The sequence below is a fragment of the Halobacillus andaensis genome (genome assembly GCF_014636475.1).
Classification (GTDB): Bacteria; Bacillota; Bacilli; order Bacillales; family Halobacillaceae; genus Halobacillus_A; species Halobacillus_A andaensis.
On record NZ_BMEL01000003.1, the window covers coordinates 652854 to 669395 of the forward strand.

A 16542-nucleotide genomic window follows, 5' to 3' on the forward strand; every position below is an offset into this window, starting at 1 on the left:
ATGCTAAGACTCCCGTGGGAACAGCGCGAGCCGAAGATGCAGGAAATCACTCTTTGTTTTCTGAGGAATCTAAGGTCCCGCCCACGGAAAGCGGAGTATTTTGACAGAGCGATGGTTTGAATGCTCTTTAACATAAATCATCCGAACTGATTCCTACAGAATTGTTCGGATGATTTTATGCTTTATTCAGTTTTGTCCCAGCCTGTATGGATAGAATCCTATTCTTATCTAACTAGCTCGAACTTACCCAATAATCCCGATGAATAACAACCTTTTGATCACTATTGGCTTTGATCATAGCCTCTGTGCTTGACAATCCCTTAATTTCTAACAATTGATGAGAAGAAAAATTCACACTGCCCTTCCCAATTAGCTGCCCCTTTAGGTTCACTACCTCAACGACATCATTGACGCTAAAGTTACCACTAATATTTGTTACACCAGCAGGTAAAAGACTTTTACCATTTCTTACGATAGCAGCTTCAGCACCGTGATCAACTTCAATTTTTCCACTAGGAATGGAATGCAGCGCCAGCCACTGTTTAGATTGATTCATACTGGCTTGTGAACTGCCGCCGATATAAGTCCCATCCCCTTTCCCAAGTAAAATATCAACAAGCTTTTCATCGCCCGTCCCCGATCCAATAAATACTTTCACCCCTAAACGCAATGCTGTACGTGCTGCCTCTATTTTTGATTTCATCCCGCCCGTACCAACTTTTGAACCAGCTCCAGACGCACCATTTACTAAATCATCATCAATTTCATGAAGGTAATTATACTTTTTGGCGTTTGGATGTGTCCGAGGATTTTGGTCATAGATCCCATTGATATCCGTTAGGATCATTAATAAATCTGCATGCACAAGTCCACTAACGAGAGCTGATAACATGTCATTATCGCCAAAGGTTAATTCTTCAACTAATACTGAATCATTTTCATTAATAATCGGTGTGACATTCCGCTTTAAAAGTTCAGATAAGGTGGCATGAGCATTTTGATATTGATCTTTGTACAAGAAATTTTGCCTCGATAATAGTAACTGTGCTGCCACAACGCCATGCCTTTTAAACTCTTCTGTATAACCTCTTAATAATTGCCCCTGACCTACGGCTGCGGCTGCTTGTTTACCCGCAATTGTTACAGGACGTGAGGAATAGCCAATGTCTGTAAAGCCAGCTGCAACGGCTCCGGATGATATCAAAATCACTTCATGCCCCAGCTGCTTTAAACGCGCAAGCGCATCTACGTGCTCACGCAGCTTTTCACTACTTAATCCACCATTTGTATTTGTTAAGGAGCTGCTGCCTATTTTGACAACGATCCGTTTCTTGGTCATTTTTATTCACCATCCACTTTTACATATGAGTAGAAACCGGTTTAAAATTTTCAGTCTATTAATGACATTATACATCAGAATCCCCTTGCAAGTTAGGATAAATAACAGTCCTGCGTCTGTAAAGCTATCAAAAAAAGAAGGCACTCAATCATAAATGCATGCTTCACGAGCAAATACATTTAGAAAGGGGCCTTCTCCATCAAAGTGTTATTCAGTTACTGTACCCGCATCGGCTGGATGCACTCCATGACGATAGAAGTCAGCATCAATTGGATCCAGTGGTTTACGTCCAAGGATAAGGTCTGCTGCTTTTTCCGCGAGCATTAATACAGGTGCATGAATGTTGCCGTTTGTTACGTAAGGCATGGCAGATGCATCAACTACGCGTACGTTATCAAGTCCGTGAACCTTCATTGTATTAGGATCTACGACAGACATCGGATCTGAAGCAGGTCCCATTTTGGCTGTACAAGACGGGTGAAGCGCAGTCTCAGCGTCCTCTTTTACCCAGTCCAGGATTTCTTCGTCGGTATGCACGGTAGGACCAGGCGAGATTTCCCCTGCATTGTACGTTTTCATCGCAGGCTGTGACATAATTTCACGAGTAATTCTAATCGCTTCCACCCACTCGCGTTTATCCTGTTCTGTAGAAAGGTAGTTGTATACCATGCTCGGATGCTCTTTCGGATCTTTCGAGCGAATTTTTAATGAACCGCGTGCATCAGAGTACATAGGTCCGATGTGTACCTGGAACCCGTGATCCGTTGGCGCTTTCTGTCCATCGTAACGCACCGCTACTGGAAGGAAGTGGAACATCAAGTTTGGATAGTCAACCTCTTCGTTCGAACGGACGAATCCTCCGCCTTCGAAGTGGTTCGTTGCTGCTGGTCCTGTGCGTCCAAGCATCCATTGTAAACCAATCCATGGCATACGTGCTTTATTCAAGTTGGGCTGTTCGGAAACAGGGAGTGGACAAGCGTGCTGAACATAAACTTCAAGGTGATCCTGAAGGTTTTCTCCAACACCTGGAAGGTCGACAACTGGTTCGATGCCAAGGGAGCGAAGGTGTTTCGCGTCTCCTACACCTGACAATTGAAGCAGCTGCGGTGTGTTAATGGCACCACCAGCAAGGACGACTTCACCTGCTTCAACTTGATGCGTTTTTCCGTTTCGCTGATAGGTCAACCCTTTCGCACGAGTACCATCGAAGTCAATACTTGAAACAAATGCACGAGTCTTCACTGTTAGATTCTCCCGGTCCATTACCGGATGCAGATAGGCACGGGAAGCGGACATTCGCTGGCCTTTGTACACATGCTTATCAAACGGTCCGAATCCTTCCTGGCGAAAACCATTCACATCAGGAGTTCGTGAATAACCAGCCTCTACTCCTGCATTAAAGAAGGCCTGGAATAATGGATTTTTAGCTGGGCCGCGTTCCAATTTAATCGGACCATCATGGCCGCGAAGATCATCGTCTGGTGATGCTAAAGCATTTTCCAGGCGTTTGAAATATGGAAGGCAGTGAGCCCAATTCCATGTTTCCATACCTGAATCGGCGCCCCAGCGTTCATAGTCCATCGGATTTCCACGCTGATAAATCATACCGTTGATGGAACTGGAACCTCCAAGTACTTTTCCTCGGGCATGCTTGATGCGTCGTCCATTCATATAAGGCTCAGGGTCAGATTCATATTTCCAGTCGTAAAGGCTTTTACCTGCAGGAAACGGCAGAGCAGCCGGCATTTGGATCAACAGGTCCCATGAATAGTCACTGCGTCCCGCCTCTAAAACAAGAACACTTTTTTTCCCATCTTCACTTAGACGGTTGCCGAGTACGGAACCCGCACTACCGCCGCCAATGATTACAATATCGTAAAACTCACTCATATTCAGTTCCTCCTTGATGTTAAATTTGAAAAGAAGGGTTGAAAGCTATCGATGATAACCCTTCTACCTTTATCAAATTCAGTTCACGTTTTATATAAAGAAAAGAAATAGATCGTCTGCTTAGAACCAGTTAAACGTTTCAGGCTTAAGGTTTTGGAAAATATGCTTCGTTTCTGTATATTCTTCAATACCTAGTCGGCCTAGTTCGCGTCCAATACCAGACTGCTTAAACCCACCCCACGGGGCGTGTGGGAAATACAGGTTGAATTCATTGATCCAAACTGTACCCATGCGCATCTTCGCGGCACAGCGTTCAGCTTTTGCAATATCGTTTGTGAAAACCCCGCCAGCAAGTCCATAGATGGAGTCATTCGCAAGCTTTACGGCTTCTTTTTCTGTACTGAATTTCTCAACCGTGATAACCGGACCAAAACCTTCCTCTTGCACCACAGTCATGTCTGTTGTGCAGTCGGTGAAAATCGTAGGCAGGTAGAAAAAGCCATTTTGCAATTCCGGATCTTCCGGGCGTTTGCCGCCAACGGCTAAGGTGGCGCCTTCTTTAACCCCTGCTTCTACATACTTTTCTACTTTCGCAAGGTGGTCAGCTGAAATGAGCGGTCCCATTTGAGTATCCTCGTCAAATCCACTTCCCAGCTTGAATTTCTTCACTCGCTCTACAAGCGCGTTCACGAACTCATCGTGAATGCTTTCTTCCACAATCAGTCTCGTACCAGCAGAACAGATTTGTCCGGCGTGGAAAAATACGCCGTTCAACGCTTGATCGACAGCAATATCAAAATCAGCATCAGCAAAGATCACATTCGGGTTTTTCCCGCCAAGTTCAAGAGCGAGCTTCTTCACATTTGAGCTTGCTGCCTGCATAATTTTCTTTCCTGTCACGATGCCTCCTGTGAAAGAAATAAGGTCTACATCCGTATTACTAGATAGCTCTGCGCCAACTTTGTCGCCTGCACCAAGAACTAAGTTCGCAACACCAGCAGGTACGCCCGCCTCTTCCATGAGTTCAAATACTTTTATATGAGTAAGCGGCGTGATTTCACTTGGCTTTATAATTAACGTGTTTCCAGTCGCAAGCGCTGGTGCTAGTTTCCAGGAGGCTTGTAGTAAAGGATAATTCCAAGGAGTAATTTGCCCACAAACACCAACTGGTTCATGAACGACTTTACTAATCGAATTCGGCACTGGAGAATCGATAAGCTCGCCGCCGTCTTTATCTGCAATTTCTGCATAATAACGAAACACACCAGCGATATCATCCATATCTCCGCGGCTTTCTTCTACTGTTTTACCAGTATCCAATGACTCTAGATAAGCAAGTTCTTCTTTGTCTCTTTCAATTAATTCAGCAATTCTTCTGACGACTGCCCCGCGCTCAGTTGCCGGTGTAGAAGGCCATTCTCCGTAATCAAATGCTTCTCTCGCTGCAGCGATTGCTTCTTTTGTATCCGATTCGTCCCCTTCTGGAACAACGGCGATAATCTCCTGGTTAAATGGATTAATAATTTCACGTGTATTCTCTGAGTTTGCGTCCACCCATTTACCATTAATGTATTGTTTTAATTTGAGGTTCAGGTTCAATTTGATCAACTCCAGTTTTGAAGTAAGTTAAGTTTGTTAAGAATTTATTTAACGTTTTTAACACTAACATGACTTTTTCATGCTGTCAAAATTAATTCAAGAAATTGATTGACCCCCATCGAGCATTACCGCTTTAGCAGAGCGGGGGACAGGAACTTTCATATTGTAAAGTCCATGAGTTGTAAGGAGCTTTACGGATTTTCAACTATCAACTAACTTAAACAGGAAGTCATTATCCATAAAAAGGCGCTTTCCCTTAACAAGGAAAGCGCCTTTTTACATAATTAATTAATCCAAAGATATTCTTGTCCCCAACTTTCACGAGCGAGTGTTTCAATCTTTTCTACTACCTCATCTTCCACAGAAGAAGCGTCTCCCTGTTCATAAGGATTAAAATGAAAAGCATATAGCCGGGAGACAAATTCGTGGAATGGCAGCGAAGACTCTCCTTCGTATTCACCATTACCCTTTACTTTCGGTTCAATCCCCTGACCCCAATTTTGAGAACTGTCGTTATTAGGGTTGTAGAAATACACGCGATACTCCCCTTTTGGATCTTTGGCCACACGCTGTATAGTAATCGCATGAAACCCAAGCATTTTCCCATATACTGTCGTGACACAGATACCTACAGGGTTCGGATAAATTAACTCATGACCTTCGTTATAATCAGGGTGGTGGGTAGCATAGAACAACCGGACAAATCCCCCATAATCCGTAATGTTGCTAGTCAAATGATCAAATACTTTACCAAATCCTCTTGGTACCCAATCACCATAAAAAGGCGGATTCACCCATCTATGAGGGTCATCTCCTCTAAACTGTACGCGGTTTATCATTTCCGCATAAATCCGATCAAGGTGCGGCACCAAAATTAAGGAAACTGGATCTAGCTCCTTATGTAGATCAGGAGCTAAACCACCCGTTAAATTTTTGGAATGAATAGCCTGTCCCTCAAAGGTCATAGTAATATCTCCGTCTCGGGCAGCTCGAGGAATCTGTTCAAGAAGATACCCAGGGTCATGTATGGACCAGAGGCTGAGCGCCCGTGCACTTTGGCAAGTTGGATTTAATCCTTGCCCGATCCCTAAAGGCTGACCAAGCACACTTAGAACACCTGCGACCATGACATTATTAGCTGTGATCCCCTCATGTTCAGTAAACGCCTCTAAAAGAGTTTGAGCCATATCCGGCTTTATATCCAATTCAACAAGCCTGCGTAAACCAGGGGCCACAGGGTGGTGGGATAAAACACCTCTTTCCAGCATGCGGGCAAGCCCATATAATGACTGGCGTGTCGGAAGGTGAATGGCCACCTTAATTAATTCATTAACGAGGACAGCATTCTCCGACAGACTGGCTGCTCCTTTTTCATTTAAGAAAAGAGCTGCCGGAACAAGTTCAGCCTTCGAGCAATTTAGAAAACGCACTAAAACTACATGGTATGGGGAAACGAGTCCTGTTTCTCTCATGGATTGCCCAAAAGCCTTAGACTCTTTTTCCAATTCCTTGTCTGTCATCTCTTTTAATTTGTTTCGGTAATCACTAAACTTGGGAAATTCTTGACTAATGGGTGTCAATTGAGATGTTGCATCATGGTAACGTTGAATTTCCTTGCGCTTGTCTTCATCGACATCACTGTGCAGCAGCTGTTCTGCTTTTTGAATCATGAGTAATATTCGATTGACCATAATAGGACGCTGTGCTGTTAACCGGTTAATTTCTTCCAGCAGAGTACCAGAAACAGCAACTAATGTCATTTCCTCAACAAGCAATTTAAACAGATTTTCCGCACGATCTGTTTCTTCACTTCTCTCAATACGTGCTTCTTCCGATTCTTCCGGAAAAATAAAATCAAGATTTAATGCCATTACTTCATTTAAGTAGGCTTTAGCCATATCAGCACTTACTTTTTCATGTTCATATCTTCCCTGAGCGATGGATAGCATCCGTAATTCGCTTAATAGCGTCACGATGGATTCAATTCCTTCAATCCTTAAGGAAAGATTAACTAAGTTAGGCTGCAGCTTAGAAGGGTCTTCCCATGGTCCCCCTTCAAATACTCCCGCCTGATCAAATTGATCAGCATAACGATATAGCACCTGCACTCCCTCAAACGATCTGGCGAGACGGCTTGTTTCTTGAAATAAATCATTCTGATACAGTCTTTTGGCATATGGTTTTGCATTGTTTAACTTGTTAAATGCTTGTTCGTAACGATCTTCTTGATTTATTTGAACTTCCACTTCAATTTTCTCCTTTATATATAGAAATCATGATTATTGAAATCCATTAACGGTGGTTTCACGTGCTCACTGTCTTGATGATGAAAGAACACGACACCATGAGGAGTTCCAAACCCTTCCATCTCCGGCACCTTACGCTCTTCTGGAGGAAACATTGTATGTTTATGAAATCCTGGGTGAGTTTCCAGCTCTTTAGGAATATTAAGCGCTTTGATTTGGTTAACCCGTGGGTACACCATTAAGCTCCCCGTATATCCTTTAACTTTCTTTTCGTTAGGGAAGAAGTTTTTTAGTTCTTTTTCCGTCGTATTCGGATCACAGCACAGGATATGGGCTTTGAATGGGTTAAACCCGTAAGATTCTTGAATCAAATCAAATATATTCCCTCCTGGAATTCTATAAGCGACTTCTATAAAATTAATAATTCCATCTTCCGTAATAAAAAATTCCGGATGGATAAAACCATTTTCTATTTCAAAAGTTTCTACAAGCTGCTTCACAACTTTGCGGACTAAAGGGCGTTTCCCTTCAATCGTTGGAGAAGGCGGCACCATCATGGAATATCCAAACTCTACATATTCAGTGATATTTAAAAATTTAATCTTTCCTTTGTGAACAAACACTTCGCACGAAAGTTGCGACCCATCTAAATGACTTTCCATCAGACAAGGAAATAGATCATCCGTCAGACTGTTATCTATTTCATCCTCTTTACGGATCACATGGTGCCCTACAGCTCCAGCTTTAGAAAATGGCTTAATATGGATCGGATCATATTCCTCTCCATCATTTTTCAAAAGAACATCGTTCACACGCCTTAGGAATTCTCTAACCTCATCTTTACTTCGCGCTTCCTCGAATACACCTATTTTCAGGCCTCCGATCTGAGCTCTTCTTTTCATTTTTGCTTTATGTCTAAACAGAAGAGAGTGATGGAAGTCTCGCTTATTCTCTTTTAATAAGGCATTCAGTGCTCCTGCCCATTCCACCGTATCTTCGAATATAGGAATAACGTGATCTACACCAGCCTCCTTAAGTATTTGTGCTAATTCTTTAGATTTCTCATATACTTGCTCCATTGGTGTTTCTTTCATGATCTCTTCGAAGTCCCAGCTAATAAAAGGGATACCATACTTTTTCGCATACCCCTCAAAACTTGGCATGCTAACGACTACATACGGTCGCTGTAGTTCTTCAACAGCTTCAATTGATTGCAAGCTCCAGCCTATAAGGGCTATTTTTCTGTCTTGTTTCTTAGTAGTCAAATGAAAGAATCCTCCTATCTATTTATCAGTTGTTCATCAATTTTTATGACACCTCCTATCTTTGCCGAATTCATCTTAGTTAATTCGTCCTTGAAGTCGAATAATAAAAAAAATCAGGAAGGCCCATGAAAGCCCCCCTGATTTTTTTATAATGATTTATACCAAATATTCATATCTTCTAAGCCTGTACCGATGTAACTATTCTGAATCATACAACCCCCATATGTAAAACCCTGCTGAGCATTTATAATATTCATTCCCATGGAAGTAGCTCTTGTGTAGGAGAACATCGTGCGGATACCTAACTTCTTCATTCTTTCTTCAAGACGCGAGAACTGATAAGAAAGAAGCCTTTTTCCCCTTTGAGAAGGTAACGTAGCACAGTCGGTAAATTCAGCAGCATCATATTTTGGTAAAACATCTGCGGAACATGCACTTACTAATAGGTCACCTTCATATATAAGCGAAAAATAAACATTACTCCTCATAAGTTTGACAATATAGGAAGGATCATGAATAGGGGTAGGATACTTTGAAAATACGGAATTGTATAGTTCAGCCATTTCTTCTGAATCCACTTCCTCCGCCCACTTGATGGTATAATCATCTGACAGACTTTCTTTTCTTCTTTGGGATATAGCATTCCTTTTCTGTACCCGAGTAATTACATTCCCCTGATCCGGCTTGTTTCTTGCAGGATTTAAATATTTAGCATAAATTTTTGTATCTTCCCCTCTAAAGAAACCCTCTATTTTCCCTTCATATTGAAATGCTAAGTTCTTTACAGCTGCTTCTTCTCCAGTCGCTGGTTTTACATAAAAGATCAGTTTGTCACAATCCACTTTGGCTGCTATTCTTGTAAGCTTCCGCATAAATCCAGGAACATCCTCTGGGAGATCATAAACTTTTATTCGCCTGCTTATAGTTTCAATATTCAAACCTTTACCAAACAAGGTCAGTGCAGATATATTTTTAGTCTGCATCGTTTACACCCCTTTTTAAAGTTCGTACATGGAAAATTGTATTCAATTAGAACGAGGTACATGAGTAACGTTTCTAAAAAATAATTTGGATTAAGGAGTTAAACGTTTAATTCTGAAAACCATTGATAGAATTCCATTCATTAAATTAACCTTAGGATCGGATAACCGATGCTACTTGTTGACGAATTCGGTCCAAATTCGTCAACAAGGTATTTTCCAGCTTAGAAGGCTGTTGCAGCACCCTAATTAGGCAGCATTGCGTAACCTGTTAAATCAATACATTCAGGGATTTAGGCAAATATAAATTAAGGTAATTCGGGAAAATTCTGATCCAAGCTTTTATAAAATCGAGTTTCTTCATTCTTCCATTTATGTTTTAAGCGTACATAGATATTAAGGAAAAAGTAAAAAATAGATAAGAAAGATTTTCGTTTTTAAAATGGATTCGATTAGGAAGTGAAGACCTTGATGGATTTTTTCAGTAGCCAGGAATCACTAACTATTGTCCAGTGGGCATTACGTGCTCTGGTGGGCTTTATCTTTTTAGTGTTTATCGCCAAAATCATGGGCCAGCGATCAATTTCACAATTGAGATTTCTGGATTTTGTCATCGCTTTATTAATCGGAAACATTATGGCTCACCCATTATCAGATGAAGGACTGGGGTTAACCGGTTCCATAGTGACTATGAGTGTATTGGTCAGTCTTTATCTCCTCGGGGTCTTTTTTACATTAAGATGGGGGCTTTTAAAGAAACTTTTTGATCCTCCTCCCATTACGCTTATTGAAAAAGGTCAGATTAATTATCAAGGCTTAAAAAAAGCAAGAATTACAATTGAAAATCTACTAACAGAACTTAGAAAAGAAAAAAATAATGATATTCAAAAAGTCGCTTTGGCTTTATGGGAACCTGGTGGAACAATCTCGATATTTTTAGATCCTAAACATCAACCTCTAACCCCTTCTGATATGGGGCTATCAACTAAACCTTTCGATCTGCCACGCATTATCATCAGAGAGGGAAAGATACATCAACGTGAACTCGAACAACTTGGAAAAGATGCACAATGGCTCTCCAACCAAATTAAAATTAAAAATGTCTCCATGCAAGATATTCTTCTAGCTACTGTTGATCACGAGGGTAATTTACACATCTGTTTGTATCACTAACTTATTTTGCGCCACACCCTATAAAAGAGTTTCTTCATTAATAACCTAAATATATGTACTTTCATTGGGTTGTTAAGATACCATGCAGTTTTAAAACTTTTATGAAAAAGGCGAAGTATCATTAATCTCACGCCTGTTAGTATAAATTTCAAATAAATAGGAAATATATTCAATGTGTTGGCTCATTTCCCCTAATCTCCATTTCGCCAGGGTTCTCGCCCTGGCTGCTTTTTTTAAACCGAATGGGTGATCCTCAAGTTCGTTGTTAAAATTAAACTGGAAATAAACTCAATTTTTAGAAATATATTGCCGGTTTAAAGGTCCCTTAAATTGATAAACTAAACCTGTTCCTAACAAGGGCTTAAAATTTCTTTAGAGGGTGATCACAGATGAATGGCAGACAAAATGGCAGATCATGGTTAGCTTTAAGTACTGCTGGGGCTATTGGTGCTGCAGCTATGTATGGAATTTCACGAATGAACCGCAACGGCGGGGTTCAGCAATTAGCTCAAAGAGCAAGACAGAGTCAACCTGCTCAAAACATGCAAAAAGCTCTCCCAGATATGGATGGGAAATAATTCAAAAGCCTCCTCAGCCTGAGGAGGCTTTTAAACAAATTTCATTGGCAAAATTACGCCGCTTTATAATCATAATTTGAGACAGATTTATTTAAAGGAAAAGGAGTCAGAGATTTTATGGGACTTATTCTGTTACTATTGCTCGCTATCCTGCTATTCACTGCATATTGGTATATAAGACGCAAGCGAAAGAAAATTCAAACTTACCAACCTTCTCTAATCGAAACCTCAGGGAAAGTGGTAGTGATTGTAGTGGACTCCCTCATGGCTCAACCATTGCAAAAAGCTATAAGTGAAGGTAACGCCCCCGCCTTAAAATTTCTAATGGATAAGGGACATTACTATCCGGAAATGGTTAGTGCGTATCCCACGATGTCCATGACGATCGATACTACTTTGTTAACAGGAACTTATCCAGACAAGCATAGCATTCCTGGCCTAGTCTGGTATGATGCGAAGAACAAAAAACTGATCAGCTACGGAAGCGCCCGTAAAGAAATCATGATGTTAGGGATTAGAAACGTTTTAGGGAGTGCGCTATGTGACTTGAACAATAAACATATCAGCTCAAATGTTTCAACGATACATGAAGAGATAGACCAAATGAAATACAAATCTGCATCAATTAATGCTCTCATCTATAGAGGAAGCGAAACAAAGCAGCTCATAAGTCCAAAATTAACAACACTCTTTAAATTTTTGCCCCCTGTGATAAATACAAAGGCTCCTTCGTTTTTTTCTTATGGTGCATTAGCACAAATTAATCCACTCAATCGCTACCAGCATTTTTGGCAAGCTTTCGGTTTTAACGATAAATTTAGTACGGCTGAACTCATCTATTTAATTAAACAAAATAATTTACCAAAGTTTACAATTGCTTATTTACCGACAAATGATAAAAAGGTGCATAAAAAAGGACCCTTGACCACTGTTGGAATAAAGAAAGTAGATTGCGAACTGCAAAAAGTTCTAGATACGTACGAATCATGGGATGAAGCCTTAAATAGTGCCAAATGGGTGATTATGGGAGATAGCGGGCAGGCCTCTATTGGGAAACATAGCGATCATTTAATTGACTTACCATCTCTTTTAAAGGGTTATCATATTCCTAAATTAAACTCTGATGTAAAAAATGATGCCCAAATTGTACTTGGACTTAATGAACGAATGGCATATATTTACGTGTTAGATAAGAGCATCCGATTAAGCTCCATAGCTGATAAGCTTAAGAAGGATGAACGAATTGGATTTGCTGCCTGGCGTGATGAAGAATATATCAAAGCAGTATCCGGAGAAATAGAAGATACCTTATCCTTTCGTAAGGGTAGAAATTACAATGATAAGTATGGTCAATCGTGGGATATGGATGGAGCGCCTGAGGTATTAGGTGTGACCATACACAACGAACATATTGAGTATGGAAATTACCCGGATGCTTTCGCAAGATTAATGGGTGCCTTCTATTCACATGAAGGGGATTTTTTAATTGTAGATGCAAAGCCAGGGTTTGAATTTGCTGTTGAAGGAAGCCCCACCCATAAGGGAGGTGCCTCTCATGGTTCCTTGCATAAAGCAGATTCGTTGATCCCCATGGTTGTCACCGGAACAGATACTCTTCCTGAATATATGAGGATCGTTGACTTAAAAAAATGGTTCATTCAATTAATGAATGAATAATTTTAGTTACTTCGTTATGATTAATTTTTAAAAGAAAAGTCCATTTTCAAGAAACCACTGAAAAAGTCCTTTCTAATCTAAACGAGCTGTTAAAGTTTGTAGTTGAATCTCACGAATCGCTTGTCGGTGGATGCTTGCCGCGGGCACGAGCCTCAGCTAGCTTGGTCAAGAAGTTCACTTGACCAAGTGGATATTCGGCTCGCGCTGTTCCCGCGACGCACCGGACGTGCTAATGTCGATGTTGGCCACAGGACGTGGCCGGTTTTAATCGACCAGGTGTCACCACCGAACGCTCATCGTGGCATCAACAGAGATCAATCTAAAAACCCATTCGTATGTTCAAATATTTCCTCAAGAAGTATTGCCTACCCGTTCCAAAGTAAAAGGCTAAAGAACAACTCCATATGCTCCCATATTATATACATCTAAGCTTTTTCAACAGTCAGAGACCTTTTTTTAGGATCTCCATCTTCAATTTGGACTTTTCTTTTTTTATCACTTCTATTTTCAAATACAATCTCTTCAATAAATTTAACTAGTTAAGCCCTCACTTAAATGCTGCTGAAACATGAATAGGGATTTCCCCCCTCTTTAGCAGGCTCCATTTAATTGCGGTAACCCCCCTGGTAAATGAACACTTTGAGGCATTCAGCCAAATATAATACTCCTGAAAAAAAGATGATAAAGACACAAAATAATTTACTCTCTTAGACTTCTTACAATGGCTTTACTAAAAAAGACTTAACCCTCCCTTTTATATTTCAGCAGATTTTGGCAAATGTTTGATTTGTCTATTATAATGAACAGTAGTAAAAATTCTTAGATAAAAGGAAAGACGAAAATGCGGGGTTTAGAGGAAGTTGAAATTTATTTGGACCGCCTATAAACGGAAGTTCTATCGACACCGTCACCCCTTAAATAGGCATCGACTAATTTGCAAAACCTCAAACATAATAGACGATCGTATCTGTCTAAAAAAAACTGTTGAAACGTGTTCCTTGAAGAGAAAGGGGGCTGTCTGAATTATGAAACTAACAGTAATGGTGGTAGCTTTAGTACTGGCGACCCTGCTGTTTCAAAATGAATGGGGGAAAAAACAACAAACAAACTCGACACAAGAGGACTGCTCGGAAGACCGATTTTGCTCGTTTGACGAGTTGAGAAAAGAATATAAGGAAGGTGAGGATTGGGAAATTGTGAAAAGCTCAGACGGCGATGCGCGTTGGCTCGTAAGTGCGATTCATGGCGGCGGGATTGAAGAAACGACCTCTTCATTAACAGAGGCGGTTGCCGGCTCAAATTACCCCTTTTATTCATTTAAAGGAAGGTTAAAGGCGAATAATTTCAGCAACTTACATATAACTTCCACTCGTTTCGATGAGCCTCAGGCGTTAGAGATGGTTGCAAACGCCAAGTATCACATAGCCGTCCACGGTGCATCCGGAGAAGAACCGAAAACGATGATCGGTGGGCTGGATAAAGAGCTGAAGAAAATTGTCAGGAAGAACTTAGAAGAAAATGGGTTCGACGTCGCAGATGCCCCTGAACACCTTGACGGCGACCACCCCGAAAACTACGTCAATAAAACGAAGACAGAACGAGGAGTGCAGCTCGAGATAACAAGAGCTCAGAGAGAAGCTTTTTATAAAAACGACGACATCAGCTTTTCATCCAGGAGAGACTCCTCCAATGAAACGGAAGAGTTCAAATTGTATGTGGAATCCATACAAGCGGCGATGAAAGAATATGAATAAAACAGCCGCTTCTCCCCCGCCTCTTAAAAAATACGAAAACTCTCCACTGCGAGAAGTGGAGAGTCTTTTTTTGTTCTTTATTTAACAAATACTTATAATCCTCATTTCACTAGTGGATCGCCTTTTCCTTATTAACATAGCATAATACTTTCCCTTAGTACTCTCCTACTAAAAATCAGAAACGGCAGAGCTGAATCTCCTAAAGCAACATCAATCAAGGTGAGTATGAACGTTGCTATTTCACACATCTTTTTCAAAAAAATCATCCGATTTCGTCAGGATTTATTATTGTAGTCAAAATTTTTTAGCCAGTTACACTTTGAGAACTAACTTTGCCACTGATTCTACATGATAAGTCTGTGGAAACATATCCACCGGCTGAATCTCTTCAACGTCATATCCGTTCTTTACCAAGTACCTTAAATCCCGCACCTGGGTTTCCGGGTTACAAGACACATATACGATCCGCTTAGGTTTAAGCTTCACGACGCTTGATAAGAACGCTTCATCACTCCCGCTTCTCGGTGGATCCATAATCACGACATCGGCTTGATCCCCGCGCTCAGCCATCTCTATCATGAATTCTCCAGCATCGCCTTGATAGAATCGTGCATTTTTCACGCCGTTACGTTTCGAATTTTGGATGGCGTCTCGGACCGCCTCCTTATTCATCTCTACGCCAATAACCTTTTCGGCTTTCTGGCTGGCAACCAGACCTATCGTACCAACCCCGCAGTAGGCATCGAGCACAGTTTCCTTTCCAGTCAACTCGGCCATTTCAATGGCTTTTCCATACAACTTCTCCGTCTGAACCGGGTTGATTTGATAAAAGGATTTTGCCGAGATCTCAAACTTCAGTCCGCACAACATGTCTGTAATCGTTCCCTTACCAAACAGCACGTGTTCTTGATTGCCTAAAACTACGCTGGTGTCTCGTTTATTGACATTCAGCAGCATCGTCGTAATTTCTGGATGAGCTTTTCTTAGAGCTTTCAAAAAATTCTTTTTACCCTTAAACTCAGAGGATGCTGCGACCAGCACCACCATGATTTCCTCAGTGACCTTGCCAACTTTGATTAACACGTGCCGCAAGAAGCCCTGTCCGGTGTCTTCGTTATACGGCTGCATTTTCGAGTTCTTCATGTAGTCCTTAATGCTCTGCACGATTTCGTCCGCTTTCGGATCATGAATGAGACACCGGTCCATCGGGATAATTTCATGAGTATTCTGAGCATACAGCCCGCCAATGACTTTACGATTTTGATCCAGGCCGAATGTCGTATGACTCTTGTTCCGATAGTCATAAGGGTGATCCATCGCCAAAATAGGCTCCGGCTTTCGAAACGGCTTCATCAGAGCATCTATGGTTTCTTGCTTGAATCGTAATTGTGACTGATAACTCATATGCTGGAGCTGACATCCCCCGCACTCGTAATAATATGGACACGGCGGGTCGACCCGGTCTTTTGCTGGAGTGATCACTCGCTTTAACTCCGCGTTTACGGATTGCCCTTTTTGGAACACGGTCACCTCAGCCTTTTCACCAGGCAACAGAAGAGGTACTTCCAGCTGCTTTCCTTTCCACTGTACAATGCCTTTGCCTTCAAACGACAGGTCTGAACAGGTCACCTCTGCGGTTACGGATTTCCGGCCACGCGGAGGTCCATTGCTTTCCTTACGCTTGCCTTTAGATTGTCTATAGCGTGACGAGTTTTGTTTCCCGTATGTTTTTTCAGAGCGGTTGGGTTTCTTTTTAGATTTCTTATAGCCAAGATTCTTTCTTTTACTCATAGGCACTTCCTGTCTTTACTTATTTTGCCCCTCATTATAAACTACCCAAAGCTGCCGGTAAAACAAACGAATATAAAAAGAACTGCCTCCACACATAGGGCAGCACCGTCCCCTTTGAAAGTCACTAACTTTCGTTTTTACAACCCCAGGAGATTAGAATTATTACTCAACGAGAGAAAATCCATTCCCCTACAACATTTTCTCCTGAACAAAAAAGATGACGAGCAACTGCTTTTTTATGTTCAGTTAA

Annotated in this window: 11 protein-coding genes; 4 read left to right on the plus strand and 7 right to left on the minus strand. The window is 41.3% G+C overall.

Going from position 1 to position 16542, the window contains the following annotated elements:
* Nucleotides 1–232 precede the first annotated feature (232 nt).
* The 6 genes from proB to ablB form a co-directional block, all read right to left on the minus strand.
* On the minus strand, nucleotides 233–1339 hold the full coding sequence (gene proB / locus IEV27_RS14370; protein ID WP_188378178.1) for a glutamate 5-kinase: 1107 nt from the start codon (nucleotides 1337–1339) through the stop codon (nucleotides 233–235).
* A gap of 207 nt (nucleotides 1340–1546) precedes the next feature.
* On the minus strand, nucleotides 1547–3229 hold the full coding sequence (betA, locus tag IEV27_RS14375) for a choline dehydrogenase (protein ID WP_188378179.1): 1683 nt from the start codon (nucleotides 3227–3229) through the stop codon (nucleotides 1547–1549).
* A gap of 120 nt (nucleotides 3230–3349) precedes the next feature.
* Nucleotides 3350–4822: a betaine-aldehyde dehydrogenase gene (betB, locus tag IEV27_RS14380; protein WP_188378275.1), complete on the minus strand. Its 1473-nt coding sequence runs from the start codon at nucleotides 4820–4822 to the stop codon at nucleotides 3350–3352.
* A gap of 290 nt (nucleotides 4823–5112) precedes the next feature.
* Entirely contained in the window at nucleotides 5113–7074 is a 1962-nt protein-coding gene (locus IEV27_RS14385) for a hypothetical protein (RefSeq protein ID WP_229735358.1), read from the minus strand.
* 14 nt (nucleotides 7075–7088) lie between these two features.
* Nucleotides 7089–8339 (minus strand): ATP-grasp domain-containing protein, encoded by a 1251-nt coding sequence (locus tag IEV27_RS14390; RefSeq protein ID WP_188378180.1) that lies wholly within the window; start codon nucleotides 8337–8339, stop codon nucleotides 7089–7091.
* A 146-nt stretch (nucleotides 8340–8485) separates the two neighbouring features.
* Entirely contained in the window at nucleotides 8486–9322 is an 837-nt protein-coding gene (gene ablB, locus IEV27_RS14395; RefSeq protein ID WP_188378181.1) for a putative beta-lysine N-acetyltransferase, read from the minus strand.
* Nucleotides 9323–9790: 468 nt separating this feature from the next.
* Here ablB and IEV27_RS14400 point away from each other — a divergent pair, with 468 nt between their 5' ends.
* The 4 genes from IEV27_RS14400 (at nucleotide 9791) to IEV27_RS14415 (ending at nucleotide 14501) form a co-directional block, all read left to right on the plus strand.
* Nucleotides 9791–10492 (plus strand): DUF421 domain-containing protein, encoded by a 702-nt coding sequence (locus IEV27_RS14400; RefSeq protein ID WP_188378182.1) that lies wholly within the window; start codon nucleotides 9791–9793, stop codon nucleotides 10490–10492.
* A 389-nt stretch (nucleotides 10493–10881) separates the two neighbouring features.
* Nucleotides 10882–11070, plus strand: a complete 189-nt coding sequence (locus tag IEV27_RS14405) for a hypothetical protein (RefSeq protein ID WP_188378183.1) — start codon at nucleotides 10882–10884, stop codon at nucleotides 11068–11070.
* Nucleotides 11071–11187: 117 nt separating this feature from the next.
* Nucleotides 11188–12747 (plus strand): alkaline phosphatase family protein, encoded by a 1560-nt coding sequence (locus IEV27_RS14410; RefSeq protein ID WP_188378184.1) that lies wholly within the window; start codon nucleotides 11188–11190, stop codon nucleotides 12745–12747.
* 1025 nt (nucleotides 12748–13772) lie between these two features.
* Nucleotides 13773–14501 carry a poly-gamma-glutamate hydrolase family protein gene (locus tag IEV27_RS14415; RefSeq protein ID WP_188378185.1) on the plus strand — a complete coding sequence of 243 codons (729 nt, stop codon included), beginning with the start codon at nucleotides 13773–13775 and terminating at the stop codon, nucleotides 14499–14501.
* Between the two features lie 312 nt (nucleotides 14502–14813).
* Here IEV27_RS14415 and rlmD read toward each other — a convergent pair whose 3' ends face one another.
* Nucleotides 14814–16292, minus strand: a complete 1479-nt coding sequence (rlmD, locus tag IEV27_RS14420; protein ID WP_188378186.1) for a 23S rRNA (uracil(1939)-C(5))-methyltransferase RlmD — start codon at nucleotides 16290–16292, stop codon at nucleotides 14814–14816.
* Nucleotides 16293–16542 lie beyond the last annotated feature (250 nt).

Coding starts and splice junctions, on each gene's coding strand:
- proB (WP_188378178.1), bottom strand. CDS start 1,339: ATGACCAAGAAACGGATCGTTGTCAAAATAGGCAGCAGCTCCTTAACA.
- betA (WP_188378179.1), bottom strand. CDS start 3,229: ATGAGTGAGTTTTACGATATTGTAATCATTGGCGGCGGTAGTGCGGGT.
- ablB (WP_188378181.1), bottom strand. CDS start 9,322: ATGCAGACTAAAAATATATCTGCACTGACCTTGTTTGGTAAAGGTTTG.
- IEV27_RS14400 (WP_188378182.1), top strand. CDS start 9,791: ATGGATTTTTTCAGTAGCCAGGAATCACTAACTATTGTCCAGTGGGCA.
- IEV27_RS14405 (WP_188378183.1), top strand. CDS start 10,882: ATGAATGGCAGACAAAATGGCAGATCATGGTTAGCTTTAAGTACTGCT.
- IEV27_RS14410 (WP_188378184.1), top strand. CDS start 11,188: ATGGGACTTATTCTGTTACTATTGCTCGCTATCCTGCTATTCACTGCA.
- IEV27_RS14415 (WP_188378185.1), top strand. CDS start 13,773: ATGAAACTAACAGTAATGGTGGTAGCTTTAGTACTGGCGACCCTGCTG.
- rlmD (WP_188378186.1), bottom strand. CDS start 16,292: ATGAGTAAAAGAAAGAATCTTGGCTATAAGAAATCTAAAAAGAAACCC.